We start from the raw sequence: 24,897 nt of genomic DNA, 5'->3' as shown, positions 1-24,897 counted from the left end.
GTGCTAGCCGACGGCAAGGGTGTCTCCTGCGAAGGGGAATCTGAAGGAAGCCCGAGGCAAAACGCGGGCTCGACGGGGGCGCCCAGCTGAACAGGAAGCGGATACGAGGCGTCATGATGGGGTGAGATGGCCCAATTCATCAAAGCCCAATACTTGCACGGAACGTCATGGCGTAGATCCGACAGGCATAAGCGGGACCAATTCGTCGGGAACGAATTTGAGCGTCAGCCTGAAAGGTGAGGCGCAAGGATGCGCCGAACAACGTCGCGCGTCTTACCCTGGGAGGTCGGGTGGTCTGCCGCTGTGCTCCCGGCGTCGTCATCGTGGACGAAAGCGGAGCCCGTCCCGCTCATGGAGGCCGTGGTAGAGAAGGCCAACATGGCGCGGGCTTACCGTAGGGTGGTGGCCAACCGAGGTTCACCGGGTGCCGACGGCATGACGGTGCAGCAGTTGGCGGGCCACCTGAAACAGTACTGGCCGACGCTGCGCGAGCGGCTGCTGGCCGGCGAGTACCACCCCAGCCCCGTCCGAGCCGTCGAGATCCCCAAACCGAAAGGCGGGACCGACGGGGCGGCCATCCGCAGCTCGGTATCCCCACGGTTACCGACCGGCTAATCCAGCAGGCGCTGTTGCAGGTACTGACGCCGCTCTTCGATCCGGATTTCTCCGAGTCGAGCTACGGTTATCGCCCGAAGCGCAGCGCCCAACAGGCGGTAAGGGCGATGAAGGCCCACGTGGGGGCTGGCCGCCGCTGGGTGGTCGATCTCGACCTGGAAGCGTACTTCGATCGAGTGAACCACGATCTGCTGATGGCGCGGATCGCACGCCGCGTCCGCGACAAGCGAGTGTTGCGCCTGATCCGCCGCTACCTGAAAGCCGGGCTGTTCCAGCATGGCTTGCCCATGCCGCGTACGGAAGGAACGCCCCAGGGTGGGCCACTCAGCCCGTTGCTGGCGAATATCCTGCTGGACGACATGGATAAGGAACTGGAGCGCCGCGGGCATCGTTTCTGCCGCTACGCCGACGACATGCAGGTCTATGTCGGCAGTCGACGGGCGGGAGAGCGGATCATGGCCAGCCTGAGTGAGTTCCTCGAGGGCTCGCTCAAGCTCAAGGTCAACCGCGACAAGAGCGCGGTGGACCGGCCGTGGAAGCGGAGCTATCTGGGGTACACGCTGACCCGGCACAAGCAACCGAAGCTGACGCTGGCCCCGGCCCCGCTCCCGCCGATGGCACCCGCGGCCGTGGCGATGGTCCGCCCGGAGCCGCCGCCGATCTGATTGCCCAGCAGGCCGCCGATCACGGCGCCGCCGAGCCCACCGAGCACGCCGCTGTTCTGGTCGCAAGCGTGTCACGCTTCGCCGCGCAGTCCGGACGCCACCTTGAGGAGCTCCAGGCCGACCTGGCGGCGGGGCGGTACCGCCCACAGGCGGTGCGGCGGATCGAGATCCCCAAGGGCGACGGCAAGACACGCCCGTTGGGTATCCCTACCGTCAAGGAGCGCATCGTTCAGGCGGCGGTCAAGCGTGTCATCGAACCGATTCTCGAGCACGAGTTCCTGCCGATGAGCTATGGCTTCCGACCAGGAAGAGGCTGCAAGGACGCCTTGCGGGCCGTCGATGATGGCCTCAAGGCCGGCATGACCTGGGGGGTCGACGCCGACCTGCAGGGTTACTTCGACAGCATCCCGCATGACCGCCTCATGAGCCGTGTTGAGGAACGGCTCAGCGATGGTCGGTTGTTGTCACTGCTGCGTGCCTGGCTGACGCAGGACATCGTTAGCGAGATGAACTGCTGGAGCCCCACCGCGGGAGCGCCGCAAGGAGCGATCATCAGCCCCTTGCTGGCGAATCTCTACCTGCACCCGCTGGACCAGGAGATGACCCAGCGCGGCTATCGCATGGTGCGGTATGCCGACGACTTTGTCATCCTCTGTTACAGCGAGCAGGAGGCCCGGCAGGCCCTGGCCCACGTGCAGGACTGGGTGATGACGAATGGCCTGACCCTGCACCCCGACAAGCCCCATATCGGTGACTGTCGACAACGCGGCGAGGGCTTCGACTTCCTGGGCTACCGCTTCGAGGCGGGAAAGCGCTGGGTACGTAGGAAGAGTCTCAGAGCCTTCAAGGACAAGGTGAGAAGCAAGACGCGGCGGACGGAAGGCAAGAGTCTGCGGCAGATCATCGCCTCACTCAATCCTCTGCTAAGAGGCTGGTTCGGCTACTTCCGACACGCCTATCGGACAACGTTCCGGCCGTTGGATGGCTTCATCCGCCGACGGCTTCGCGCCATCCTGCGCAAGCAGGAGAAACGCCCTGGGCGTGGCAACACCGGAACAGACACGCGACGTTGGCCCAATAGGTTCTTCGCCGCTGCCGGGCTTTTCACCCTAGCCGAAGCCTGGCAGCAAGCGAGCCAATCACGATGTTGAAACCATCGACTGGAGAGCCGTGTGCGGGAGAACCGCACGCACGGTTCGGGCGGGGAGGCGAAGCCTTCCCGACCCCTATCTCGATCACTGGACCGAGCGGGTGGCGTCGATCGCCGAGCGCAGGCAGTTTTCGGACAAAGCCTAGTGCTCGTGGTCCCCTTCGCCATGCACGTGGCCATGCTCGAGTTCTTCGTTGGTCGCTTCGCGGACCTCGGCGATCTCGACGTCGAAGTTGAGCTTCTGGCCGGCCAGCGGGTGGTTACCATCGACTACAACGGTGTCGCCCTCGACCTGGGTCACGGTGACCATCAGCGGGCCGCCCTGCGTCTGGGCCTGGAACTGCATGCCCGGCTCGACGCTCTCTACACCCTGGAAGGCATCGCGCGGCACTTCCTGAACGAGTGCCTCCTGCTTTTCGCCGTAGCCTTCTTCGGGAGCGACATTCACCTGCAGCTTATCGCCGCTCTGGTGGCCCTCGAGTTCTTTCTCCAGACCCGGAATGATGTTGCCTGAGCCATGGAGATAGGTCAGCGGCTCGCGGCCTTCCGAGCTGTCCAGCACTTCACCTGTATCGTTGGTCAAGGTGTAGTGGAACGCGACAACGGAATTCTGCGCAATCTGCATGATGTGATGGACCTTTCGGTGTGTATGTCATGACCATGGTAACGTGTCCCCCGAGGGCTGTCAGGGGATGCGCTGTTTTTTTCATGTCTGTGCCGCGTGACTTGACGTCTGTTCAAGGGTGCCTGCCGGGCGCTCGGTCATCCCTGGGAAGCAGCGGCCTGGGACGGGCCGGAGGGCCGGTTGCGCGGCTTTCGAGGCGGGGGTACCCTGCGAGCAGGCAGTTGATGCTGATCCCCGTTTTGGTCCTATCCGCTTGCCGCATTGAGCCTTATTCCGATTGAACCCTTCAGGAGCTGATTCATGACCGTGACCCTGATCTGGCTGATCGCCTTCGCCGTGATCCTGTTTCTGTCTTTCAAGAACTGGGACGGGGCGTACGGCCACTTCATCGATCGCCGGATACCCAAGATGTTGCGTAGTCGCGACGATCGCTGGGTATGGTGTGTGGCATTGGCCATCGTCGGCGCCACCGCCATCGTCAATCCGGTGTCGATGCTGCTGACGTTGCTGATCCTGCTGCTGGTCGGCTGGGTCGTGCTCAAGCTGATCGGCTGGGGAATGAGCAAGACCAAGACCCGTAAATAGCCATTGGCCGTAAATAGCCATTGGCTACGTTGGTCCTGGACCCGGCCAGGACGCAAGCGACAACGCGAGAAGCCCCACGGCTTGCCGTGGGGCTTCTCGATTGCTACCGCTCGGTGTCAGCGCCGGCGCTGCGGGCGAGACATCGCCGCGCGACTCAGTAGGGCGCTACGCTCATGTTGGCGCCACTGCCGATTAGCCGAACGCGCTGACCGGCTTGCCAGTTGCGGTCGGCCTTCTGCACGACGATGACGCTGTCGCCGGTATCCCGACGTACTTCGAGTTCCCAGGCGTCAGTCTTGTTGGCGGTATCCTCGACTTTCTTCCCGGCCACGCTGCCGCCGATGGCACCCGCGGCCGTGGCGATGGTCCGCCCGGAGCCGCCGCCGATCTGATTGCCCAGCAGGCCGCCGATCACGGCGCCGCCGAGCCCACCGAGCACGCCGCTGTTCTGGTCGCCGCCCTGGATCTGCACTGGACGTACCGAGACGATGGTGCCGTAGGTCACGCGCTGACCGGTCTTGGCCTGGCTGCCGCTATAGACATCGCCCGAGTAGGTGTCGGTGTTGGCACAACCGCCAAGCGTCAGCAGGCCCAGTGCCAGTACCGGTAAATAGTGCGTTCGCTTCATTGCGATCTCCTGCAAGCTGCTTTAAAAACGGCGTTCTTTAATGAGTCTAGCGTGATTGCCGCGCTTTGACCATGGCTGCGAGATAGGTGCCCGCAGAGCCAGTGTAGTCTGCCAGCGGATACGAAAAAGGGAGGCCGAAGCCTCCCCGAAGCGTGCAGCGCGACGTTAGCCGAACTGATTCATGGTGTTGTCCTTGCCGCTGGCCTTCAGTGCTCGGTCGCTGGAGAAATATTCCTTGTGATCGTCGCCGATGTTGGAGCCGGCCATCGCCTGGTGCCTGACGCAGGCCAGCCCCTGACGGATCTCGCGACGCTGCACGCCCGCGACATAGGCCAGCATGCCTTCCTCGCCGAAATAGCCCTTGGCCAGCTCGTCGGTGGACAGCGCCGCCGTATGGTAGGTCGGCAGGGTGATCAGGTGATGGAAGATACCCGCCTCGCGGGCAGCGTCGCGCTGGAAGTCGCGGGTCCAGGCATCGGCCAGGGCGCCGAGCTCGCTGTCATCGTAACGCGCATCCATCAGTTGCTCGCGATCGTAGCCCGAGACGTCCTTGCCTTCCTGCTGCCAGGCGTCGAACACCTGCTGGCGGAAATTGAGCGTCCAGTTGAAGGAAGGCGAGTTGTTGTAGACCAGCTTGGCGTCGGGCACCACGTCGCGAATGCGCTTGACCATACCGGCGATCTGGCCAACATGCGGTTTTTCGGTCTCGATCCACAGCAGGTCGGCGCCATTTTTAAGCGCGGTGATGCAGTCGAGCACCACGCGGTCCTCGCCGGTGCCGGCACGGAAGCGATACAGGCCGTTGGCCAGGCGCACTGGCTTTCTCAGCTCGCCGTCGAGCTTGATGAGCGTATCGCCCTCGACGATATCGTGGTTGGATGAAATCGCCACGGTATCGAGGAAACTGGTGTACTGCCAGGCCATGTCGCCCCTCTCCTGGCTGACCGGGAGTTTCTGGGTGAGTCCCGCACCCAGCGAGTCGGTGCGCGCCACGATCACTCCGTCGTCGACGCCCAGTTCGAGGAAGGCGTAGCGGACGGCATTGATCTTGGCGATGAAGTCTTCATGTGGCACGGTGACCTTGCCGTCCTGATGGCCGCACTGCTTGACATCCGAGACCTGGTTTTCGATCTGAATGCAGCAGGCGCCGGCCTCGATCATCCGCCTGGCCAGCAGGTAGGTGGCTTCCTCGTTGCCGAAACCGGCATCGATGTCGGCGATGATCGGCACTACGTGGGTTTCGTAGCCGTCGATCTGGTCCTGGACGGTACGGGCCTTGATTTCGTCGCCCTGGGCGCGGGCCGTATCGAGTTCACGGAACAGCTGGCCGAGTTCGCGAGCGTCGGCCTGGCGCAGGAAGGTGTAGAGCTCTTCGATCAAGGCCGGAACCGAGGTCTTCTCGTGCATCGACTGATCGGGAAGCGGGCCGAATTCGGAGCGCATCGCCGCGACCATCCAGCCGGACAGATACAGGTAGCGGCCCTGAGTCGTGCCGTGATGGCGCTTGACGGCGATCATCTTCTGCTGGCCGATGAAGCCGTGCCAGCAGCCCAGCGACTGGGTGTAGCGCGATGAGTCGGCATCGTAGGCGGCCATGTCGCGGCGCATGATTCCCGCGGTGTAGCGGGCAATCTCCAGGCCGGTGCGAAAGCGATTCTGCAGCGCCATGCGCGCGGCATGCTCGGGGTTGATGTTGTCCCACTTGCCGGCGTGTGTTTCGCACAACTGGGTGAAGCTGTTCAGGGCATCCCGATAGGCTGACATGATGGCATCCTCGTCTTGGCTGATTGTCGTCGACGGCCATTGACCGCCTGTCGAACCGAGCGCTTCTGATGCGACGTTTCGAACCGACAAGGCTTCATGCTGCGATCGCGTAAAAGGCCTTGCCTTTTCGTGAGATGAGTCGCATTTAAAAACCCTCACCGGCGACGTTCGGCTCACTACAGGATTCGATGGATCTTAGGATATCGAGGCTGTAAAACGAGCGTTTTAACGTCGCCATGTAAGCCAATATGACCCATGAATGCGGGGCTCAACAATTATCATTTGGCGGCAGCAGGGGTTGTAGCTCGACTACAAGAGCGATCAATAAGACCGCTTTTGTGTAGTGATATTTCTTGAAGGTGGGATGTTTCAAGCGCTTCAGGCGAGATCGAGGCGCATATTGCGGTGCGCAATGCCGGCGTCGAGAAACTCGGGACCATAAGCTTCGAAGCCCAGGCGCCGGTAGAAGGCCAGGGCGTGGGTCTGGGCGGCGAGCTCGGCGTGGGCGTGACCACGCTCACGCGCCGCCTCGATCGCCGCCTGCATCAATGCCAGGCCGATGCCGCGTCCACGCCCTGCGGCGAGCACCGCGACGCGGCCGATATGGCCGTCGGGCAGCAGCCGGGCGGTGCCCACCGGCTGGCCATCGAGCCGAGCCAGGAAATGTAGGCATTCGTCGTCGCGGCCATCCCATTCCTCTTCCTGAGGCACGGCCTGCTCCTCGATGAATACCTGACGGCGTATCTCGCTGGCCTGTTCTCCGAGCTGGCGCCAGTCGCCCTGTTCGACTCTCGACGGTGCCGTGCTCATGGCTCGTCCTCGCTGGCATGATCGCCATCGTCTTCGTCATGGGGCGGCCAGCTCAGGCTGCCGCGGTCGAGCAAGTAAGCCAGTAGCATTGCGGCATCGGGGCGTTCGAGCAGCCGCACGTCGAGGGAGGCGTTGCCGGCCAGCCACCGCGCCAGATCGGGCGGGCAATCGATGCCGTCGCCGTCGACGAATAGCGTCGCCCGTGTCTCGTCATGGTCACGGTAGGCGAAGCGCGAACCCGGGGTGCGTTCGAGTTCCGCCCCGGCCTGTAGTTCCGCGACAAGCGTATCGACCTCGGTCGGGTGTTCGCTGGCCACGGGGTGGTCGGGGTATTTGGGCTGGGTCATTGCCCGGCCGAACCACTGCGCGAGCTGTGCCGGGTCGTCGAGGGAATCGAGGATCAGCGCACGCATGCGGGCCAGTGCCGCATCGTCGATCTCGCCCGGGTGCAGCGGGGCGGCCAGGTCGGGATCGGCGTAGCGCCGCGAGTCGGGCAGCTGTGCGCCGAGATAGTCGGCGAACGAGGTGATCGATTCATCGGCGGACAGGGCACGAAAGCCCACCGAGAAGGTCATGCAATCCTCGCTGCGACTGACGCCGTGATGGGCGATACCGGGCGGCAGGTAGAGCATGTCGCCGGGTTCCAGCAGCCAGTCCTCGCCGGGCTGGACCGCGAAGCGCTCGAGGATGCGTAGATCGATGCCGTCGACGATCGGCGCATCGTCGGTAACCGGTCCGCCGAGTTGCCAGTGGCGGCTGCCGCTGCCCTGGAGCAGGAAGACGTCGTACTGGTCGACATGCGGGCCGACGCTGCCGCCGGGCGGCGCATAGCTGACCATCACGTCGTCGAGCCGCCAGCGTGGCAGGAAGTGAAAGGCCTCGAGCAGCGCATTGACCGCCGGCACGTAATGATCGACGGCCTGGACCAGCAGCGACCAGTCGCGCTCGGGCAGGCGCGCGAAGGTCGCCTCGTCGAACGGGCCGTGGGTGACCCGCCAGGGCACGGCACGACCCTGGTCGTCGCGGCCGTGCTCCTCGACCAGGCGCGCCTCGACGCCCTCCTCGCAGGCTAGCCCGGCAAGCTCGTCGGGGCTTAGCGGGGTTGCGAAGTCGGGCAGCGCGCCGCGGATCAGCAGCGGTCGCTTCTGCCAGTAGTCGGCGAGAAACTGCGCGGCGGTCAGGCCGCCGAGCAGGGTCAGCGGGGTGTTGGCGGGCATGGCTTCCTCGCAGTTCGAAGGTGGCTTGCGGGCGTCGCGCCTGTCTATAGCGCGCGGGCCTGTTGCGCGGCGTTGCCCACGTAGCTGGCCGGGGTCAAGGCGCGCAGCTCGCGCTTGGCCTCGTCGGGCAAGGCCAGGCTGTCGATGAAGGCTTTGAGCCCGGCCTGGTCGATGCGCTTGCCGCGGGTCAGCTCCTTGAGCTTCTCGTAGGGCTTCTCGATGCCGTAGCGGCGCATCACGGTCTGGATCGGCTCGGCGAGCACTTCCCAGCTGTTGTCGAGATCTTCCGCCAGGCGCTGCGGGTTGGCCTCGAGCTTGCCGATCCCCTTGAGCGTGGCGTGATAGGCGATCAGCCCATAGGCCAGCCCGACGCCCAGGTTGCGCAGTACCGTGGAGTCGGTGAGATCGCGCTGCCAGCGCGAGATCGGCAGCTTCTGGGCCAGGTGGCCGAGGATCGCGTTGGCCAGCCCCAGGTTGCCTTCGGCGTTCTCGAAGTCGATGGGGTTGACCTTGTGCGGCATGGTCGACGAGCCGATCTCGCCTTCCACCGTGCGCTGCTTGAAATAGCCCAGCGAGATGTAGCCCCAGACGTCGCGGTCGAAATCGATGAGTATGGTGTGGAATCGGCAGATGGCATCGAACAGCTCGGCGATGTAGTCGTGGGGCTCGATCTGGGTGGTGTAGGGGTTGAACGTGAGCCCCAGTTCCTCGACCAACAGCCGGGCGTTCTCGGCCCAGTCGATCTCCGGGTAGGTCGCCAGGTGAGCGTTGTAATTGCCCACCGCGCCGTTGATCTTGCCCAGTTGCTCGGCGGACTCGATCTGGCCGAGCTGGCGGCGCAGGCGATAGGCGACGTTGGCCATCTCCTTGCCCAGCGTGGTCGGGCTGGCCGTCTGACCGTGGGTGCGCGAGAGCATCGGCTGATCGGCGTGCTGATGGGCCAGGCGCTCGAGCGCGGCGACGATCTCGCCCATCACCGGCCGCAGCACGCCCAGGCCGTCCTTGAGCATCAAGGCGTAGGCGAGGTTGTTGATGTCCTCGCTGGTGCAGGCGAAATGAATGAACTCGGTGACCGCATGCAGCTCGGGGAAGTCGGCGACCCGCTCCTTGAGGAAGTACTCGACCGCCTTGACGTCGTGGTTGGTGGTGCGCTCGATGGCCTTGATGCGTTCGGCGTCGGCGAGCGAGAAGTCGCCGACCAGCGCATCGAGAAAGGCGCTGGCCTCGGCGGACAGCGGCGGTACCTCGAGGATCTGCGGATGCGCGGCGAGGCGCTCCAGCCAGCGTACTTCGACGGTAACCCGGGCGCGGATCAGGCCGAACTCGCTGAAATGCTCGCGCAGGGCCTGGGTCTTGGACTCGTAGCGGCCATCGACGGGAGAGAGTGCGGTAAGCGGGGAGAGCTGCATGGGTGTCATCCGAAGAGTCAGGGCGCCGGTACGGCGCCATCGGTTCAAGGTAAGAGCTGTCTGTCGAGCTTCGACTTGAATGCCTGGCGACGCATTCAGAGCCGGTCCAGGGCCTTTTTCATGGCGCTACGTTGCACGAGCAGTTTCCAGCGCCGCCCACCCTGCTGGTGCCAGAGCAGGGCGAAGCGGATCCCGGCAAGCAGCGCCGTACGCACCCGCTCGGGCATCATGCGTTGCTGAAGCAGGCTGGGTTCGCCCTGGACCACGATACGCTGGCGAAACGTCGAGATGGTGTCCTGGTAGATTTCGCCGAGGCTGGCGACGACGTTCTCGTGCGTTTCGCCGAAATGCCGGGCCTGCTCCTGGACGCGGGTCAGTCGCTCGCCCAGGGTATCGAGCATGGCCGGCTGCTTGCGCAGCTTCTGCATCAGCAGCAGCAGGGTGAAACCGTAGCGTAGCACGGCCGGGTCGCTGCGCTCGCGCCCGACCACCGCATTGAGAACCTCGAGGCCCTGGCGCAAGTTGTTGGGGTGACCGCCGTAGATCGCCTCGAAGCTTTCCGGGTCGGTGTCGATGGTGGCGCGAATCAGGGTTTCCCAGCTGCGCTCGTCGGCCTGGCCGTGGCGCGCCAGCTGGTCGACCACCGCGGCCGCCTGGAAGACCCCGGCCAGGGCCAGCGTCTGGCGCATGATCGGGTCGTCCGGGGCGGTGTGAATGGGTGTGGCATTCATGCGGCTAGCGTCTCCCGTTGCCAGGTCGCGCGAATCACCCCGCCGCCCAGACAGATGTCGTCGTCATACAGGACCAGCGACTGGCCGGGCGTGACGGCGCGCTGGGGGGAATCGAAGGCCACCTCGACGCCGCCGTCCTGGCGGGTGGTCATGCGGCAGGGCACGTCGTGCTGGCGATAGCGGATCTTGGCGGTGAGCCGCCGCGCGGCGGCCGGAGGCTCGCCGGCGATCCAGTCCATGGCCTCGGTGACCAGGGCGTCGCTGTACAACAGCGGATGATGCTTGCCCTGGACCACGGTCAGCAGATTGTTGTCGAGATCCTTGCCGGCCACGTACCAGGGCGCGTCGGGGTAGTCGGCGAGTCCGCCGATGCCCAGACCCTGGCGCTGGCCCAGGGTGTAGTACATCAGTCCCATGTGCTCGCCGATGACGTCGCCCTCGGGGGTGACGATCGGGCCCGGCTGGGCCGGCAGGTACTGCTGCAGGAAGTCGCGGAAGCGACGCTCGCCGATGAAGCAGATGCCGGTGGAGTCCTTCTTGCGCGCAGTCGCCAGGCCGTGTCGTTCGGCGAGTTCGCGCACCCGCGGCTTCTCCAGTTCGCCGACCGGGAACAGTGTGCGGGCGATGGCGTCTTCGGCCACCGCGTGCAGAAAGTAGCTCTGGTCCTTGTTGGCGTCGAGGCCCTTGAGCAGGCGCTCGCGGCCGTCGCGGGTGCCCCGGCGCACGTAGTGCCCGGTGGCGATCGACGCCGCGCCGAGCATCTCGGCATACTCGAGGAATACCTTGAACTTGATCTCGCGATTGCACAGCACGTCGGGATTGGGCGTGCGCCCGGCGCGATATTCGGCCAGGAAATGCTCGAACACGTTGTCCCAGTACTCGGCGGCGAAGTTGGCGGTGTGAAGTACAATGCCGAGCTTGTCGCAGACCGCCCGGGCGTCCGCCAGATCATCCTTGGCGGTACAGTATTCGGTGCCGTCGTCCTCGTCCCAGTTCTTCATGAACAGGCCTTCGACCTGATAGCCCTGTTCGAGCAGCAGCAGCGCGGAAACGGACGAATCGACACCCCCGGACATGCCGACGATGACCTTCCCGGTAGCGGGCGGTGTGGGGTGCTGGGGCGAAGCCGTGACTTGCAATGACATGGTCACTCTCGGCTGGAGGCGTTGGAAACTGGCGAAGATGTTGGGAACCAACAATAGAGTGCGCGAGATTATACCCGAAAGCGGCGCATCGCTTCGAGCGTCAGCGCTCCTGGATCACGTCGAGGGGAAAAAGCCGGCCGCCACGCAGGTCGCGGACGCGGCGGATCACCAGCGGGCTGCGCAGCCGCTTGGCACGCTCGAGATCGTCGATCTCGTCGATGGTCAGCCAGTGGGCGGCGAGGATGCCCTCATCGAGGGCGTTGCCGAGGTGTGCCAGCGCCGTGCCGACGAAAGCATGGCTATGGAAGACCAGACCATCGGGGGCGCTGTAGGTATAAAGCCCCAGATAATCGGTGATGGCGACCTGCCAGGCGGCTTCCTCGCGGGTTTCGCGCACCGCGGCCTCGATCAGCCGCTCGTTGCGCTCCAGGTGCCCGGCGGGTTGGTTGAACTGGCTGAAAGGGCCGCCGCGATCCTCTTCGACCAGCAGGTAACGACCGCTGCGCTCGATCACGGCGGCGACGGTGATGCGGGGCGACCAGCGATTCATGAACGCTTTCTCCGTGTCGGTCGGGGCCGTTGTCGGCCCGAGGGTACGGGGGCGTGCAGCGTTTCGCGACGCCATTCGCCCGGCCCCAGGCCATCGATTCGCCAGGCCCCGATGGCGGCTCGCACCAGTCGCAGAGTCGGCAGACCGACCTGGGCGGTCATTCTGCGCACCTGGCGGTTGCGGCCTTCGCGCAGGGTCAGTTCGAGCCAGCTGGTGGGCCGTTGGCGGCGCTCGCGGATCGGCGGATCGCGTGGCGGGATCGCGGGCGGCGCGATGAGGCGCACCTGGGCCGGGCGGGTCGGGCCATCATTGAGCACGAGGCCTTCACGCAAGGCGCGCAGGGCCGCCGCGTCGGCGCTGCCCTCCACCTGCACCCAGTAGGTCTTGGGCTGCTTGTGGCGTGGGTCGCTGATGCGCTGGATCAGCGCGCCGTCGTCGGTAAGCAGCAACAGGCCCTCCGAGTCGTAATCGAGGCGCCCGGCAGCATAGATGTCCGGCACGTCGATCACGTCGGCCAGCGTGGCGCGGCCTTGATCGTCGGTAAACTGCGAGAGTGTGTGAAACGGCTTGTTGAGCAGGTACAGGGTACTCATCTGGGATTCGGTTGAGGCCAGGGAAGCGACCCAGACAGGCTACCGCGTCCTTGCCTGGTTGTCGCTGCCGAGGGGCAGGCATGGAGGCCGCCAGTATGCCATGAGCGCGCTTATTTTCACGGCTCCCTTGCAAGCGGGGTCCGACGGACGCATCTTCAAGGCATTGACCCGGATTCGTCAGGCCAGACCGGCGCAGGGAACCCGGGCGTTGCTTGGCGTTCTAATGGTTGCGTCAGTGCGCGTTCCGGCTTGTGCAGATGGATTCTGGCTCTTATGTTCAATAGAGACGAGAGAATGCCGATGGTTTTTGCGCAACACCCCGATGTGAAGGCCCGCCAGCGGTCCACGACGGTCCGGTCGGGCATGACGCGCCCACCCGAACACGAGGAGCAGGGCGATCTTTCGGTCAAGCCGGCGGATCCCGAGCTGGAAGAGCCGCCGCGCTACAAGGTGGTTTTGCACAACGATGATTTCACGCCCATGGAATTCGTCGTCGAGGTGCTGCAGACCTTCTTCAATATGGACCATGAAAAGTCCGTGCAGATCATGATGGCGGTACATACCCAAGGTAAAGCGGCGTGCGGCATTTTCACCCGTGACATCGCAGAGACCAAGAGTCATCAGGTCAACCAATACGCGCGAGAATGTCAGCATCCATTGCTGTGTGATATCGATAGGGCCGACTAACGTCTGGCAACGTGAAGTCCGGGGTTGCGAAACGCCCCAAAGTGCCCGATTGTGAAAGTGCCGACGATGCCCTAGGCGGCGAGGAAGGGGACCTGCCATGCTGAGCAAAGAACTTGAACTGACCCTTAACACGGCCTTTACGGTGGCGCGTTCCAAGCGTCATGAATTCATGACCGTCGAGCACCTGCTGTTGGCCCTCTTGGATAACGCTTCCGCGGCAGACGTTCTGCGTGCCTGCGGTGCCAACCTGGACAAGTTGCGCTCTGACCTGCAGGACTTCATCAACTCCACCACTCCGCTGATTCCGGAGGATCAGGAAGATCGCGAAACGCAGCCCACGCTGGGCTTCCAGCGCGTACTGCAGCGCGCGGTCTTTCACGTGCAGTCATCCGGCAAGTCGGAAGTGACCGGCGCCAACGTGTTGGTGGCGATCTTCTCCGAACAGGAAAGCCAGGCGGTGTATTTCCTCAAGCAGCAGAATGTGGCGCGCGTGGACGCGGTCAATTATATCGCCCACGGCATTTCCAAGGTGGCCGGCCATGGCCAGAGCCCGTCGCCGTCACAGGACGCCGAGGAGGGTGAAGAGGGAATGAGCGAAGGTAACACTCACCCGTTGACCGGCTATGCGACCAACCTCAACGAACAGGCGCGGCTCGGCAAGATCGATCCGCTGATCGGTCGCGACCATGAGCTCGAGCGCACCGTGCAGATTCTTGCGCGCCGGCGCAAGAACAACCCGCTGCTGGTCGGCGAGGCCGGGGTCGGCAAGACGGCGATCGCCGAAGGGCTGGCCAAGCGTATCGTCGAGGAGGACGTGCCCGACGTCATCAGCGATGGCATGGTCTATGCCCTGGACATGGGCGCGCTGCTGGCCGGCACCAAGTACCGCGGCGACTTCGAGAAGCGTCTCAAGGGATTGCTGGCCGAGCTCAAGAAACAGCCCAACGCGATTCTGTTCATCGACGAGATCCACACCGTGATCGGTGCCGGCGCGGCGTCCGGCGGAGTGATGGATGCGTCCAATCTGCTCAAGCCGCTGCTGTCTTCCGGCGAGCTGCGCTGCATCGGCTCGACCACGTTCCAGGAGTTCCGCGGCATCTTCGAGAAGGATCGGGCGCTGGCGCGGCGCTTTCAGAAGGTCGATGTGCTCGAGCCCTCGGTCGAGGACACCATTCGCATTCTCAAGGGGCTGCGTGGACGCTTCGAGGAGCATCATCAGCTCAAGTACACCGATGCCGCGCTGGACAGCGCCGTGCGGCTGGCGGATCGCTACATCAACGACCGCCACCTGCCCGACAAGGCGATCGACGTCATCGACGAGGCGGGTGCGCACCAGCGTCTACTGCCGCCGGAGGTGCGCATCGACACCATCGACGTCGAGCAGGTCGAAGCGATCGTCGCCTCGATCGCCAGGATTCCGCCGAAGAGCGTGTCGAGCTCGGATCGCAAGCTGCTGTCCAACCTGGATCGCGATCTCAAGATGCTGGTGTTCGGCCAGGACGAGGCCATCGACAGCCTGGCCTCGGCCATCAAGCTGTCGCGCGCCGGGCTGAAGGCTCCCGACAAGCCGGTGGGCAGCTTCCTGTTCTCCGGGCCGACCGGGGTCGGCAAGACCGAGGTGGCGCGCCAGCTGGCTCAGTTGATGGGCATCGAGCTGGTGCGCTTCGACATGTCCGAGTACATGGAACGGCACACCGTCTCGCGGCTGATCGGCGCGCCGCCGGGGTACGTCGGCTACGACCAGGGTGGGCTGCTGACCGAGGCGATCACCAAGCAGCCGCATTGCGTGCTGCTGCTTGACGAGATCGAGAAGGCGCATCCGGAAGTCTTCAACCTGCTGCTGCAGGTCATGGACCATGGGCGGCTGACCGACAACAACGGTCGCGAGGCGGATTTCCGCCACGTGATACTGGTCATGACGTCCAATGCCGGGGCCGAGCAGATCGCCCGTCGTTCAATCGGCTTCCAGAATCAGGATCACTCCACCGATGGCATGGAGGTCATTCGCAAGACCTTCACGCCGGAGTTCCGCAACCGGCTCGACGGGATCATTCAGTTCCACGGCCTGGCGCCGGAGGTGGTGCGTAGCGTGGTCGACAAGTTCCTGGTCGAGCTTCAGGCGCAACTCGACGAGAAGCGCGTCCAGCTCGATGTCGACGAAGCGGCGCGGCTGTGGTTGGCCGAGCGCGGCTACGATCCCGAGATGGGTGCCCGGCCGATGGCGCGGGTAATTCAGGAGAAGCTCAAGAAGCCGCTGGCCGAGTTGATCCTGTTCGGAGAACTGGCCGAAAACGGGGGCGTGGTGCATGTCACCGTCGAGGGTGGCGAGTTGCAACTGGCTACCGAAGCCGAGATGGCCTGAAGCGTTGCCGGGAGTCCGCTGGGCCCCCGGCTGACCGTAGCTTGACAGCGCCTCGTCGGAGCACGGCGGGGCGTTTTTTATCGGATGGCGATGAAGGCCGCCAACGGATTGCAGCGTTCGGCAATCAACGCGGGGGGGCGCGTCGATGGGCGGGGTGGCGGGCTCTGAGGCTCGACATTCCGGCTTTGGCGATTTTCTAGCGAGTTGACGAGGAAGGCGCGTGCCCGTTAACGGGAACGATAGACGATGCGGCCCTTGGAAAGGTCGTAGGGGGTCAGTTCGACCTTGACCTTGTCGCCGGTCAGGATGCGGATGTAATTCTTGCGCATCTTGCCAGAGATGTGGGCCGTCACCACATGCCCGTTTTCCAGCTCGACGCGGAACATGGTATTGGGCAGGGTGTCGACGACGACGCCTTCCATCTCGATGTGATCTTCTCGTGCCATATTAGGCGAATCCTCCACTGGGTTGCGATAGCGCGATGGCGATGTTCGTTGAGCGCGAATGCGGATGCCGTCGCTGATCAAGATAGCCCGTCATTCTGCCGCATGCCGCGCGTCAAGGCAAAGAAAGCGCATTTTACAGCGGAATGGCGCGTCGCCAATGGCGCCCGTCGAGGAACTCCAGCGGCTGAAAGGAGTGCTTGTAGTTCATTTTCGGCGATTCGCGGATCCAGTAACCCAGATAGACATGGGGCAGGTTCAGGCGACGCGCCATGGCGACCTGTTGCAGCACCGCATAGGTGCCGAGCGAGCGGCGCTCGTGTTCCGGCGAGGGGTCGAAGAACGTGTAGATGGCCGACAGGCCGTGGCTCAGCACGTCGATGGCAGCGACGGCCAGCAGTTGATGGCCGCGCCGGAACTCGAGCAGCCGTGCATAGGGATGATCGAGCGTCAGGAAGGTACGGTATTGCTCGTGGCTCGGCGGGTACATGTCGCCATCAGCGTGCCGGGCGCGAATGTACCGGGCGTAAAGGGCGTAGTGCTCGGCGTCGAAGATTGCCGAGCGTTCGTACACACCGAGATCGTCGTTGCGTCGCCACAGCTTGCGTTGGGTGCGGTTGGGCGCGAAGTCCTCGACGGGGATGCGCACCGAGATGCAGGCGCTGCAACCTTCGCAATGCGGCCGGTAGAGGTGTCGGCCGCTGCGCCGAAAACCGAGCAGAGCCAGCGCATCGTAGACGCCCTGGCCGGGCGATTCCTGAGGATCGAGGAACAGCGTGGTGGCTTCGCGATCGGGTAAATAGCTGCATGCATGAGGCACAGTCAGGAAAAAGCGCAGATCCCGGGTCGGCTGCTGTGGAGCGCGACTGCTCACGATCACGGACTCCTCATTCACTGGATGACGGGGGCAGCGCCCAGCTCAGCGCCGGCTTGCCGGCATACTGTTCAAGATAGACGAGGAAGCGATCGCGGGCGATGTCGCGCCCGCCCAGGCTGGCCAGGTGTGGGGTGTGCATCTGGCAGTCGATCAGACCGCCGCCGCTGGCCTGCAGGTGCCGAGCCAGGTGCACCAGTGCCACCTTCGAGGCATCGCTTTCGCGGCTGAACATCGATTCGCCGAAGAAGGCGTGGCCCAGTGCCACGCCGTACAGCCCGCCGACGAGTCGGCCTCCACGCCAGACTTCCACGGAATGGGCGTGGCCCAACCGATGCAGGCGCTGGTAGGCGGCCTGCATGGGCGCGGTGATCCAGGTGCCTTCGGCACCGCTTCGCAGCCCGGCGCAGGCCGCGATGACAGTATCGAAGGCCTGGTCGCGGGTAATCTCGAAGCCGGCATTGCGCAGGCGCTTGGCAAGGCTTCGCCGCACGCGCACTTCGTCGGGAAACAGCACCATGCGCGGATCCGGGCTCCACCAGAGGATCGGCTGGCCGTCGGAAAACCAGGGAAAGACGCCACGACGGTACGCCGCGACCAGCCATTCCGAGGTCAATGCACCACCGGCGGCAAGCAGGCCGTTGGGTTCGTCGAGGGCCAGGTCGAGATCGGGAAAGCGAACCGGATGAGCGGGTAACCAGGGCAGCATGGGTCGAGTCGTGTGGCGAGAGGGCATGGCGAAGCATGCCAAGTTTGCCGTTGCTAACCCGGCGACTCAATGCTGTGCTGCATTTTTGTGGCCAACTGGCATGCGCTGCCCCTGTGACCGGTCGGTCAGGCTCGGTATGATGGCGGTTCAGATGAATATAACCGGTTGGATGAGACCGGACGGTGGCGGACAGGCACGTCTCGCGCCGCATCGCCGGTGATGTGAAGGGGGTAGGGCCTTTTGAGTGTCGATAAGAAAACCCCGGGGCGGCGCGAGACGGCGTCCCAGGCCAAGGAGCGCGCTCGCCGCTTCGGTGTGCGCTTGCAGGGCGCATCCCGCGAAGGGGTGATCATCCTGCTGTTGGCGGGCTGCGTGTTTCTGCTGCTGGCACTGTTCAGCTATGTGCCCGCCGATCCCGGTTGGTCGCAGAGCGGGCCCGAGCAGGGCGTCGATAACTGGATGGGCTCGGTCGGCGCCTGGCTGGCCGACGTGCTGTATTCGCTGTTCGGCGCCAGCGCATTGTGGTGGCCCGGCATGCTGGGCTTCGCCGCCTGGCGGCTGATGCGTCGTCGCGAGGTGCGCGTGGAATGGGACGCCACGGCGCTGGCCGTGCGTGCGGCCGGCCTGGTATTGCTGCTGCTGGCCACCACCAGTCTGGGGTCGCTGCACTTCTTCAACCCGGCCAGCGAGCTGCCCTACAAGGCCGGCGGGATCCTCGGCGAAGGCTTGAGCGAGGCCCTGCAGCCGTTGGTCGGCCTGCGTGGCGCGACGCTGCTGGCGCTGGCAGCGTTTTTGTGCGGTTTCCCGCTGTTCTCGGGGCTCTCCTGGCTCTCGGTCATGGACGAGCTGGGCATGCGTACTCAGCGCGTGTGGGCCTGGCTCGCCGGGCAGTTCGGTGGCCCCCGTGAGCGCTCGAGAGGGGACGATTCGAAGGCCGATGACGCCGCGCCGGCTCACGCGGAGAAGACCGCCGACTCGGAAGCCATGGATGAGAGGCCGCCCGGGTGGCGTCGCTGGCTGAGATTGCGGCGTGCGGCCGATTGGCAGGCTGCGCCCGTGCTGGCGGGGGGGCAACGTCTCGAGCCGCAACTGCATGACGCCCCCCAGGAGGCGCCGGTGAGCGCCCGTTCGGCCGCCTCGACGCCCTCGCGCGGCGATGGAGAGCCGCTGCGCGCCGAGCGCGACCAGGCAACCGACATACCCTGGGACGTTCCCGAGCGCACACCCTCTGCCAAGCGTCCCGAAGCCGCCTACAGCGCTCAGGAAGCGCGAATCAGCGAAGCGATGTCGACCCGCCGCCATGTCACTCCGCAAGCCGCCACCGCTTCGTCGCCCACTGCCGGCGCTGAGACACGGCGTGTGCCCGAGACGGTACCCGAGCCGATCCTTCCCGATGACGATGAACCAGTGATTCCGGCCAGCGTAGCGCGACCGATCAGCGCCGAATCGGCGGATTCGTCGCGCCCCGTAGCCGCGCCGCCGGCACGTGGCGAAGCAATTGACGAGCGTGACGATGCCCGCGAGCCGAAATTGAGCTGGGACGTTGCGGCAGCCGGTGATGCCCGGCGTGAGCCGACACAGGAAGCCCCTGCCGAGAGCCATCAGCCGATCAAGAGCCATCAGCCGGGCGCGCCCGAGCCGGTCCGCGCGGATGACGACGATCAGTCACCGATGCCGCGTGTCGCTACCGCCGAGCAGGCCCAGGCGGCGGCCGACGATCCACAGGGGCCGGCGCTGTGGACCGTCGAGCACCTGCAGAGCCAGCGGCCGATCATGAACAACATGCCCGAGCCGGATGGCGAGTTCCCCTCGCTGCGGCTGTTGACGCCCCCCGACCTGCAGCAGCCCAATTACACGTCGGACCAGCTCGCCGACATGGCCGAATTGCTCGAGACGCGACTGCGCGAGTATGGCGTCAAGGCCGAGGTGGTCGAGACCTGGCCCGGGCCGGTGATCACGCGCTTCGAGATCAGGCCCGCCGCCGGCGTGAAGGTTTCCAAGATCAGCAACCTGGCCAAGGACCTGGCGCGCTCGCTGATGGTCAAGAGCGTCAGGGTAGTCGAGATCATTCCCGGCAAGCCGACCGTGGGCATCGAGATTCCCAACCCCAATCGGGCGATGATCCGGCTGCGCGAAGTGATCGACTCCGACGCCTACCAGCAGGCCGCTTCGCCGCTGACGCTGGCGCTGGGCCACGATATCGGCGGTGCGCCGGTGGTCGCCAACCTGGGCAAGATGCCGCATCTGCTGGTCGCCGGTACCACCGGCTCGGGCAAGTCGGTGGGCGTCAACGGCATGCTGATCTCGATGCTGCTCAAGGCCTCGCCGGACGACGTACGGATGATCATGGTCGACCCCAAGATGCTCGAACTATCGGTCTACGACGGCATTCCGCATCTGTTGGCGCCGGTGGTCACCGACATGAAGGAGGCTGCCAATGGCCTGCGCTGGTGCGTTGCCGAGATGGAGCGGCGCTACAAGCTGATGGCGGCGATGGGCGTGCGCAACATTGCCGGCTTCAACGCCAAGCTCGACGAGGCCGAGCGCGCCGGCGCACAGGTCGCCGACCCGCTGTGGGAGCCGCAACCCTGGCAGATGCACGAACAGCCGCCGGTGCTCGAGAAACTGCCCTACATCGTGGTGGTGATCGACGAGTTCGCCGACATGTTCATGATCGTCGGCAAGAAGGTCGAGGAGCTGATCGCGCGGCTGGCGCAGAAGGCGCGTGCCGCGGGCATCCACTTGATACTCGCCACCCAGCGGCCTTCGGTGGATGTGGTGACTGGTCTGATCAAGGCCAACATCCCCACGCGCATGGCGTTTCAGGTGTCGTCCAAGGTCGATTCGCGGACGATCCTCGACCAGGGCGGCGCCGAGGCGCTGCTCGGCCACGGCGACATGCTCTATCTGCCGGCCGGCGCGGGCATGCCGACTCGCGTGCACGGGGCCTTCGTCGACGACGATGAAGTCCACCGCGTGGTCGAGGACTGGAAGCGCCGCGGCGAGCCGGAATATATTGAGGAAATACTCACCGGTGGCGTCAACGCCGATGCCTTGACCGGCCTGGAAGCCGAGAGCGGTGGCGATGGCGATGCCGAGCAGGACGCGCTCTACGACGAGGCGGTGATGTTCGTCACCGAGTCGCGCCGCGCGTCGATCTCGGCCGTCCAGCGGCGCTTCAAGATCGGCTACAATCGCGCGGCGCGGCTGGTCGAGTCGATGGAGGCCGCACGGGTGGTGTCGTCGATGGGCACCAACGGCAGTCGCGAAGTGCTGGCGCCGCCGCCGGTGGGCGATTGAGCCGGCGGTTGCTCTGTGCAAGCCATGCGGAAGCCGGCGGCTCGCTGCAACGTCAGAACGCCGGTGCTGTCTATCGAGACTGCAGCGGTCGAGAGCCGCCGCGAAGCGATTAAAACCAAGGAGAAGGCATGAAACGGATCAAGATCCTGGTCGCACTGACGATCGTGCTGCTGCTGGCGCCGCTGTCGGCGAGTGCCGATTCGCAGGCGGCATCGCGCTTGGCGCAACTGCTCAAGCCGATCAACAACTATGAGGCGAACTTCGAGCAGTTCATTCTCGACGGCAGCGGTAACCGCCTGCAGCGCACCGAGGGCAAGATGTGGCTGTCGCGGCCGGGACGCTTCCGCTGGGAAGTCAACGCGCCCTATCGTCAGATCGTGGTCTCGGACGGGGAAAAGGTCTATCTCTATGATCCCGACCTCGAGCAGGTCTCGATACAGCCGCTGGATACCCGCGTCACGCGTACCCCGGCCTTGCTGCTGTCCGGGAGCGCCGATGCGCTTACCGAGAACTACCGGGTATCCCGCGCCCAGCAGGGCACGGCGGAAACGTTCACCCTGGTACCCAAGACGTCCGATACGCTGTTCGAATCGCTCAAGTTGACCTTCGATGGCGAAACGTTCGATGCCCTGCAGATGACCGACAGTACCGGTCAACAGACCAAGATCAGCTTCGACGAGGTCACGCTTAACCCGTCGCTGGAGGAGTCGCGTTTCACGTTCGAGATCCCCGACGGGGTGGACGTGATTCGCCAGGGTTGATGATGCGGCCCTGAGCGTTGGTTCATGCTCCCTCGTCATGCAACACAGAGCCCGGCAGATCGCGATCTGTCGGGCTCTGTTGCGATCGGGCAGGTCGAGCGCTCAAGGCTCGGCTGCACCGCCGTCGGCCTGGGCATCGAGCTCGGCACGGTAATCGAGCATCTGCCTGAAGCGCTTTTCCTGACCGTAGTCGCTCGGCGCGAAGAACTGTCGGGGCGGCAGTTCCCCGGGCCAGCAGTCGTGGGCGCGACCCGCCGGATAGCCCTGAGGCTCGTTGTGGGCGTAACGGTAGCCTTCGCCGTGGCCCAGCGAGGCCATCAGCTTGGTGGGCGCGTTGCGCAGATAATGGGGCACCTCGAAATCGGGATGCTCGGCGACGAAGCCCTTGGCGCCGCTCCAGGCCTGGTCGATGGCGTTGCTCTTGGGGGCCACGGCAAGGTGAATCGCGGCGTGGGCGATGGCGCGCTGACCTTCATGATCGCCCAGGCGCAGATAGGCGTCCCAGGCAGCGATGACCAGCGGCAGCGCGCGCGGCTCGGCGTTGCCGACATCCTCCGAGGCGATCGCCGCCAGGCGGCGGACCACGTCCAGAGGGTCACCGCCGCCCTGCATGAACTGCGCGATGTAAAGCAAGGCGGCATCCACCCGCGATGAGCGTATCGACTTGTGAATCGCCGACAGCAGGTCGTAGTAATGATCGCCCTGCTTGTCGAAGGCGCTGGCCTGGTAGCCGAGCACTGCGTCGAGCGCCGGTTTCTCGAGTCTCTCGCGTTCGCCTTCCCGGCGGGTGAAATCGCAGGCGGTCTCGAGCAGACCCAGTGCGCGGCGTGCGTCGCCGCTACTGGCCCGGGCGAGGATGGCCAGCACCTCGGGATCGACACTGATCGAGCGCTTGCCGAGACCGCGCTCCGGGTCCTCTAGGGCACGCTGCAACACCTCCACCAGATCGCTCGCCGCGAGTTTCTTGAGCACGTAGACGCGTGCCCGCGAGAGCAGCGCGGAATTGACCTCGAACGAGGGATTCTCGGTAGTGGCGCCGATCAGCGTGAGCAGCCCCGATTCGACATGCGGCAGCAGGGCGTCCTGCTGGCTCTTGTTGAGACGGTGGATCTCATCGAGAAACAACACCGTGGGCCGCTGCTGCGCCTGGGCGCCACGCGCGCGCTCGACGGCTGCGCGCAGTTCCTTGACCCCGGCCATCACTGCGGAGAGCTGCTCGAGGCTGGCCCCGGAGGCGTCGGCGAGTATTTCGGCGAGGGTGGTCTTGCCGACGCCGGGCGGTCCCCACAGGATCATCGAGCGCAACTGGCCGGTCTCGGCCATGCGGCGTAACGGCTTGCCGGGGCCTACCAGGGCCTGTTGGCCGACATAGTCGTCGAGTCGCCGCGGGCGCATCCGGTAGGCGAGAGGCGCGTTGTCGGCGCCTTGCTGGCTGAAAAGGTCCATAATGTCGTCGGCTCGTCGAGGAGGCTGAACGGCCGTTAGCTATCATTCAACGAGCATAACGGCGCTATTGCCACTAGGTTTATATACTTCAGGTTTATACGTCAGGTTTATACAGCGGGTTTGTCATTCGACATGGCGAGGGGCAGTTCGCCAAGGCTGTCTAACGCCGGTGACGTCAAGCCTGGCTACATGCCACGGCACATTGCCTACATGGGGTCTAGTGTTCTAGTACTTCCCCTGTCGGTCTCTAGCAGAGGAGGCTCTCACCATGCCAATGCTCAACCAGCTGCGCCAGGATCATGCCAACATGGCGCGCCTGCTGCACGTGCTCTCGCTCAAGCATCGAACCCTGGACGAGGGCGAGCGGCCCAATTTCCAGCTGGTGCGCGAGGTCGTCGACTTCATTCTCGATTACATGAGCGGATTCACGGTGCCATTGGAGCGCATCTTCGGCGAGCGCCTGGTGGAACGGCTACCCGAGGTGGACGATCTGGTGGTGCGCTTGACCGCCGACTATGAAGCCCTGCATCAGCGGTTGATGCGCCTTTCCGACGATCTCGACATGATCCTGATGGATGCCATCGTGCCCATGGATCGCTTTGCCGCTGACCTCCAGGCCTACCTGGAAGCGCATCGCGCCTATCTGCGGGCGGAACGCGAGGAGCTGTTCCCGTTGATTCGCGAGCATTTCGACGAAGCGGATCTGGCAAGCCTCGCCGAGGCGCTACCCGAAGGCGCCCAGGAAAAGTTGAGCCGCCTTCAGGAGGGCTATCCCGAGCTATACGCCGAATTCCGTGAAGCGCCGTCGCCGCTCGATCAGGAGCCATGACTGTAAAAATAGCCAGTTTGGCGGGGCGTGGCAAGCCCATCGGGTCAGCGGGCGTCGGGTGCGTTAGAATGAGCACCCACCAGGCTCGATGAGGTATCAATGTCATGTTCGGCAAGCAGGTGGCGCGTCTCGAGGCGTCGATCCGTCACTTCGATAGGGAGACGGCATGCCCGGGCCGATCCTGATCTTCGATTCCGGCGTCGGCGGGTTGTCGGTCACCGCGGCGCTGCGGGCACGGCTGCCGACTGCGACGCTGGACTATGTCTGCGACAACGCGATGCTGCCGTATGGCACCAAGGCCGACGCTTGGCTGGTGTCGCGTATCGTTGCCACCTGCACCAGCGCGGTCAGGGCCAGTGGCGCCGCTGGCCTGGTGGTGGCCTGCAATACCGCGAGCACGCTGGCCCTGCGGGAACTGCGAGCACGTCTGGCGATACCGGTGGTGGGTACCGTGCCGGCAATCAAGCCGGCGACCAGGCTCTCGGCCTCGCGGATCATCGGCTTGCTGGCGACCTCGGCGACGGTCAACCGGGCCTATACGCAGACCCTGATCGATGAGTTCGCCGCGGACTGTCGAATCGTGCGGGTCGCCGCGGATGGCCTGGTCGGCGAGGCCGAGCGTCAGCTTGCCGGCCTGGCGCCGGATGACGGCGTGCTCGAGGCGGCCTTGGCGCCGCTCTGGGCACAGCCGACGCTCGATACCGTGGTGCTCGGCTGTACGCATTTTCCGCTGCTGCGCCGACGCCTGGAAGCCAGTGCGCCGAGAACGATCAACTGGGTCGATTCCGGCGCAGCGATCGCGCGCCGGGTGGTCGACGTGTTCGATACTTCCGGCTATGCGCAAGGCCGCGAAGGCCGCGCCTGGGCGAGTGCGCCGAGCGCGAGGCTGGCGGCGACCCTGGCGGGCTACGGCTTTACCTCGCTCGAGGCGCTGGCACTGCCTGCCGAGACACTCACCTTGCCACGCTGACAGGCCGCCTGGCGGCCGCGTGTGCTTGC

At 64.8% G+C, this 24,897-nt stretch carries 23 protein-coding genes and 2 pseudogenes; 10 read left to right on the top strand and 15 right to left on the bottom strand.

Going from position 1 to position 24,897, the window contains the following annotated elements; translation table 11 throughout:
* The first annotated feature begins 351 nt into the window (after positions 1 to 351).
* A complete protein-coding gene (locus tag HALZIN_RS18195; protein ID WP_201448189.1) occupies positions 352 to 615 on the top strand; it encodes a hypothetical protein in 264 nt (87 codons plus the stop codon).
* Positions 616 to 629: 14 nt separating this feature from the next.
* A pseudogene (locus HALZIN_RS18190) lies at positions 630 to 1,118 on the top strand (reverse transcriptase domain-containing protein); the annotation flags it as partial.
* An 83-nt stretch (positions 1,119 to 1,201) separates the two neighbouring features.
* On the opposite strand, the pseudogene HALZIN_RS18185 reads toward HALZIN_RS18190, so the two are convergent.
* A pseudogene (locus HALZIN_RS18185) lies at positions 1,202 to 1,330 on the bottom strand (glycine zipper 2TM domain-containing protein); the annotation flags it as partial.
* A gap of 18 nt (positions 1,331 to 1,348) precedes the next feature.
* Between HALZIN_RS18185 and ltrA the strand changes: the two are divergent.
* Positions 1,349 to 2,431 (top strand): group II intron reverse transcriptase/maturase, encoded by a 1,083-nt coding sequence (gene ltrA, locus HALZIN_RS0109470; RefSeq protein ID WP_236254974.1) that lies wholly within the window; start codon positions 1,349 to 1,351, stop codon positions 2,429 to 2,431.
* 141 nt (positions 2,432 to 2,572) lie between these two features.
* On the opposite strand, the gene slyD is transcribed toward ltrA, so the two are convergent.
* Entirely contained in the window at positions 2,573 to 3,055 is a 483-nt protein-coding gene (slyD, locus tag HALZIN_RS0109465; protein ID WP_031383975.1) for a peptidylprolyl isomerase, read from the bottom strand.
* Positions 3,056 to 3,355: 300 nt separating this feature from the next.
* Between slyD and HALZIN_RS0109460 the strand changes: the two genes are divergently transcribed.
* Positions 3,356 to 3,640, top strand: coding sequence for a hypothetical protein (locus HALZIN_RS0109460; RefSeq protein ID WP_031383974.1), 285 nt, complete (start codon positions 3,356 to 3,358; stop codon positions 3,638 to 3,640).
* Between the two features lie 154 nt (positions 3,641 to 3,794).
* On the opposite strand, the gene HALZIN_RS0109455 is transcribed toward HALZIN_RS0109460, so the two are convergent.
* From HALZIN_RS0109455 to HALZIN_RS0109415, 9 genes are all read right to left on the bottom strand, one after another.
* The gene (locus HALZIN_RS0109455; RefSeq protein WP_031383973.1) at positions 3,795 to 4,268 is read right to left on the bottom strand and encodes an outer membrane lipoprotein; all 474 of its coding nucleotides are present in this window, start codon (positions 4,266 to 4,268) and stop codon (positions 3,795 to 3,797) included.
* 165 nt (positions 4,269 to 4,433) lie between these two features.
* Entirely contained in the window at positions 4,434 to 6,032 is a 1,599-nt protein-coding gene (locus HALZIN_RS0109450; RefSeq protein WP_031383972.1) for an isocitrate lyase, read from the bottom strand.
* 378 nt (positions 6,033 to 6,410) lie between these two features.
* Positions 6,411 to 6,842 (bottom strand): GNAT family N-acetyltransferase, encoded by a 432-nt coding sequence (locus HALZIN_RS0109445; protein WP_031383971.1) that lies wholly within the window; start codon positions 6,840 to 6,842, stop codon positions 6,411 to 6,413.
* Positions 6,839 to 8,059, bottom strand: a complete 1,221-nt coding sequence (locus HALZIN_RS0109440; RefSeq protein WP_031383970.1) for a cupin domain-containing protein — start codon at positions 8,057 to 8,059, stop codon at positions 6,839 to 6,841. Before HALZIN_RS0109440 ends, HALZIN_RS0109445 begins: the two co-directional genes overlap by 4 nt.
* 44 nt (positions 8,060 to 8,103) lie before the next feature.
* Entirely contained in the window at positions 8,104 to 9,468 is a 1,365-nt protein-coding gene (purB, locus tag HALZIN_RS0109435) for an adenylosuccinate lyase (RefSeq protein ID WP_031383969.1), read from the bottom strand.
* A 95-nt stretch (positions 9,469 to 9,563) separates the two neighbouring features.
* Complete coding sequence (gene hflD, locus HALZIN_RS0109430) at positions 9,564 to 10,199, bottom strand: high frequency lysogenization protein HflD (RefSeq protein WP_031383968.1); 636 nt, start codon at positions 10,197 to 10,199, stop codon at positions 9,564 to 9,566.
* Complete coding sequence (gene mnmA, locus HALZIN_RS0109425) at positions 10,196 to 11,344, bottom strand: tRNA 2-thiouridine(34) synthase MnmA (protein ID WP_051907454.1); 1,149 nt, start codon at positions 11,342 to 11,344, stop codon at positions 10,196 to 10,198. The genes hflD and mnmA overlap by 4 nt, the downstream gene beginning before the upstream one ends.
* A gap of 100 nt (positions 11,345 to 11,444) precedes the next feature.
* Positions 11,445 to 11,894 (bottom strand): NUDIX domain-containing protein, encoded by a 450-nt coding sequence (locus HALZIN_RS0109420; RefSeq protein WP_031383966.1) that lies wholly within the window; start codon positions 11,892 to 11,894, stop codon positions 11,445 to 11,447.
* Positions 11,891 to 12,487, bottom strand: a complete 597-nt coding sequence (locus HALZIN_RS0109415) for a pseudouridine synthase (protein ID WP_031383965.1) — start codon at positions 12,485 to 12,487, stop codon at positions 11,891 to 11,893. The genes HALZIN_RS0109420 and HALZIN_RS0109415 overlap by 4 nt, the downstream gene beginning before the upstream one ends.
* A gap of 363 nt (positions 12,488 to 12,850) precedes the next feature.
* Between HALZIN_RS0109415 and clpS the strand changes: the two genes are divergently transcribed.
* Complete coding sequence (clpS, locus tag HALZIN_RS0109410; RefSeq protein ID WP_031383964.1) at positions 12,851 to 13,174, top strand: ATP-dependent Clp protease adapter ClpS; 324 nt, start codon at positions 12,851 to 12,853, stop codon at positions 13,172 to 13,174.
* A 97-nt stretch (positions 13,175 to 13,271) separates the two neighbouring features.
* The gene (gene clpA / locus HALZIN_RS0109405; protein ID WP_031383963.1) at positions 13,272 to 15,536 is read left to right on the top strand and encodes an ATP-dependent Clp protease ATP-binding subunit ClpA; all 2,265 of its coding nucleotides are present in this window, start codon (positions 13,272 to 13,274) and stop codon (positions 15,534 to 15,536) included.
* 227 nt (positions 15,537 to 15,763) lie between these two features.
* On the opposite strand, the gene infA is transcribed toward clpA, so the two are convergent.
* The 3 genes from infA to aat all read right to left on the bottom strand — a co-directional run bounded on the left by infA (position 15,764) and on the right by aat (position 17,562).
* On the bottom strand, positions 15,764 to 15,982 hold the full coding sequence (infA, locus tag HALZIN_RS0109400) for a translation initiation factor IF-1 (RefSeq protein WP_013332816.1): 219 nt from the start codon (positions 15,980 to 15,982) through the stop codon (positions 15,764 to 15,766).
* Positions 15,983 to 16,115: 133 nt separating this feature from the next.
* A complete protein-coding gene (locus tag HALZIN_RS0109395; RefSeq protein ID WP_031383962.1) occupies positions 16,116 to 16,853 on the bottom strand; it encodes an arginyltransferase in 738 nt (245 codons plus the stop codon).
* 13 nt (positions 16,854 to 16,866) lie between these two features.
* On the bottom strand, positions 16,867 to 17,562 hold the full coding sequence (gene aat, locus HALZIN_RS0109390) for a leucyl/phenylalanyl-tRNA--protein transferase (RefSeq protein WP_035575271.1): 696 nt from the start codon (positions 17,560 to 17,562) through the stop codon (positions 16,867 to 16,869).
* Positions 17,563 to 17,802: 240 nt separating this feature from the next.
* Here aat and HALZIN_RS0109385 point away from each other — a divergent pair, with 240 nt between their 5' ends.
* Together HALZIN_RS0109385 and lolA are read left to right on the top strand one after the other, a co-directional pair.
* Complete coding sequence (locus HALZIN_RS0109385) at positions 17,803 to 20,862, top strand: DNA translocase FtsK (RefSeq protein WP_031383960.1); 3,060 nt, start codon at positions 17,803 to 17,805, stop codon at positions 20,860 to 20,862.
* A gap of 128 nt (positions 20,863 to 20,990) precedes the next feature.
* The gene (lolA, locus tag HALZIN_RS0109380) at positions 20,991 to 21,623 is read left to right on the top strand and encodes an outer membrane lipoprotein periplasmic chaperone LolA (protein ID WP_031383959.1); all 633 of its coding nucleotides are present in this window, start codon (positions 20,991 to 20,993) and stop codon (positions 21,621 to 21,623) included.
* Between the two features lie 102 nt (positions 21,624 to 21,725).
* On the opposite strand, the gene HALZIN_RS0109375 is transcribed toward lolA, so the two are convergent.
* Positions 21,726 to 23,069, bottom strand: a complete 1,344-nt coding sequence (locus HALZIN_RS0109375; protein WP_031383958.1) for a replication-associated recombination protein A — start codon at positions 23,067 to 23,069, stop codon at positions 21,726 to 21,728.
* Between the two features lie 274 nt (positions 23,070 to 23,343).
* Between HALZIN_RS0109375 and HALZIN_RS0109370 the strand changes: the two genes are divergently transcribed.
* Together HALZIN_RS0109370 and murI are read left to right on the top strand one after the other, a co-directional pair.
* Entirely contained in the window at positions 23,344 to 23,898 is a 555-nt protein-coding gene (locus HALZIN_RS0109370) for a hemerythrin domain-containing protein (RefSeq protein WP_031383957.1), read from the top strand.
* A 166-nt stretch (positions 23,899 to 24,064) separates the two neighbouring features.
* Positions 24,065 to 24,868: a glutamate racemase gene (gene murI / locus HALZIN_RS0109365; protein ID WP_031383956.1), complete on the top strand. Its 804-nt coding sequence runs from the start codon at positions 24,065 to 24,067 to the stop codon at positions 24,866 to 24,868.
* Positions 24,869 to 24,897: the final 29 nt, after the last annotated feature.

Source organism: Halomonas zincidurans B6 (assembly GCF_000731955.1).
In the GTDB taxonomy this organism is placed as follows: Bacteria; Pseudomonadota; Gammaproteobacteria; order Pseudomonadales; family Halomonadaceae; genus Modicisalibacter; species Modicisalibacter zincidurans.
The sequence above is the reverse complement of the archived record's forward strand: the minus strand, read 5'-3'. Positions and strand labels throughout refer to the sequence as shown.

Excerpts from the sequence above, each read along its gene's own strand:
- HALZIN_RS0109420 (WP_031383966.1), bottom strand. The coding sequence starts at position 11,894 with ATGAATCGCTGGTCGCCCCGCATCACCGTCGCCGCCGTGATCGAGCGC.
- clpS (WP_031383964.1), top strand. The coding sequence starts at position 12,851 with ATGACGCGCCCACCCGAACACGAGGAGCAGGGCGATCTTTCGGTCAAG.
- slyD (WP_031383975.1), bottom strand. The coding sequence starts at position 3,055 with ATGCAGATTGCGCAGAATTCCGTTGTCGCGTTCCACTACACCTTGACC.
- HALZIN_RS0109415 (WP_031383965.1), bottom strand. The coding sequence starts at position 12,487 with ATGAGTACCCTGTACCTGCTCAACAAGCCGTTTCACACACTCTCGCAG.
- clpA (WP_031383963.1), top strand. The coding sequence starts at position 13,272 with ATGCTGAGCAAAGAACTTGAACTGACCCTTAACACGGCCTTTACGGTG.
- lolA (WP_031383959.1), top strand. The coding sequence starts at position 20,991 with ATGAAACGGATCAAGATCCTGGTCGCACTGACGATCGTGCTGCTGCTG.
- hflD (WP_031383968.1), bottom strand. The coding sequence starts at position 10,199 with ATGAATGCCACACCCATTCACACCGCCCCGGACGACCCGATCATGCGC.
- HALZIN_RS0109450 (WP_031383972.1), bottom strand. The coding sequence starts at position 6,032 with ATGTCAGCCTATCGGGATGCCCTGAACAGCTTCACCCAGTTGTGCGAA.
- purB (WP_031383969.1), bottom strand. The coding sequence starts at position 9,468 with ATGCAGCTCTCCCCGCTTACCGCACTCTCTCCCGTCGATGGCCGCTAC.
- HALZIN_RS0109370 (WP_031383957.1), top strand. The coding sequence starts at position 23,344 with ATGCTCAACCAGCTGCGCCAGGATCATGCCAACATGGCGCGCCTGCTG.
- mnmA (WP_051907454.1), bottom strand. The coding sequence starts at position 11,344 with ATGTCATTGCAAGTCACGGCTTCGCCCCAGCACCCCACACCGCCCGCT.
- murI (WP_031383956.1), top strand. The coding sequence starts at position 24,065 with ATGCCCGGGCCGATCCTGATCTTCGATTCCGGCGTCGGCGGGTTGTCG.
- HALZIN_RS0109375 (WP_031383958.1), bottom strand. The coding sequence starts at position 23,069 with ATGGACCTTTTCAGCCAGCAAGGCGCCGACAACGCGCCTCTCGCCTAC.
- HALZIN_RS0109455 (WP_031383973.1), bottom strand. The coding sequence starts at position 4,268 with ATGAAGCGAACGCACTATTTACCGGTACTGGCACTGGGCCTGCTGACG.
- HALZIN_RS0109460 (WP_031383974.1), top strand. The coding sequence starts at position 3,356 with ATGACCGTGACCCTGATCTGGCTGATCGCCTTCGCCGTGATCCTGTTT.
- HALZIN_RS0109445 (WP_031383971.1), bottom strand. The coding sequence starts at position 6,842 with ATGAGCACGGCACCGTCGAGAGTCGAACAGGGCGACTGGCGCCAGCTC.
- HALZIN_RS0109440 (WP_031383970.1), bottom strand. The coding sequence starts at position 8,059 with ATGCCCGCCAACACCCCGCTGACCCTGCTCGGCGGCCTGACCGCCGCG.
- aat (WP_035575271.1), bottom strand. The coding sequence starts at position 17,562 with ATGCTGCCCTGGTTACCCGCTCATCCGGTTCGCTTTCCCGATCTCGAC.
- infA (WP_013332816.1), bottom strand. The coding sequence starts at position 15,982 with ATGGCACGAGAAGATCACATCGAGATGGAAGGCGTCGTCGTCGACACC.
- HALZIN_RS18195 (WP_201448189.1), top strand. The coding sequence starts at position 352 with ATGGAGGCCGTGGTAGAGAAGGCCAACATGGCGCGGGCTTACCGTAGG.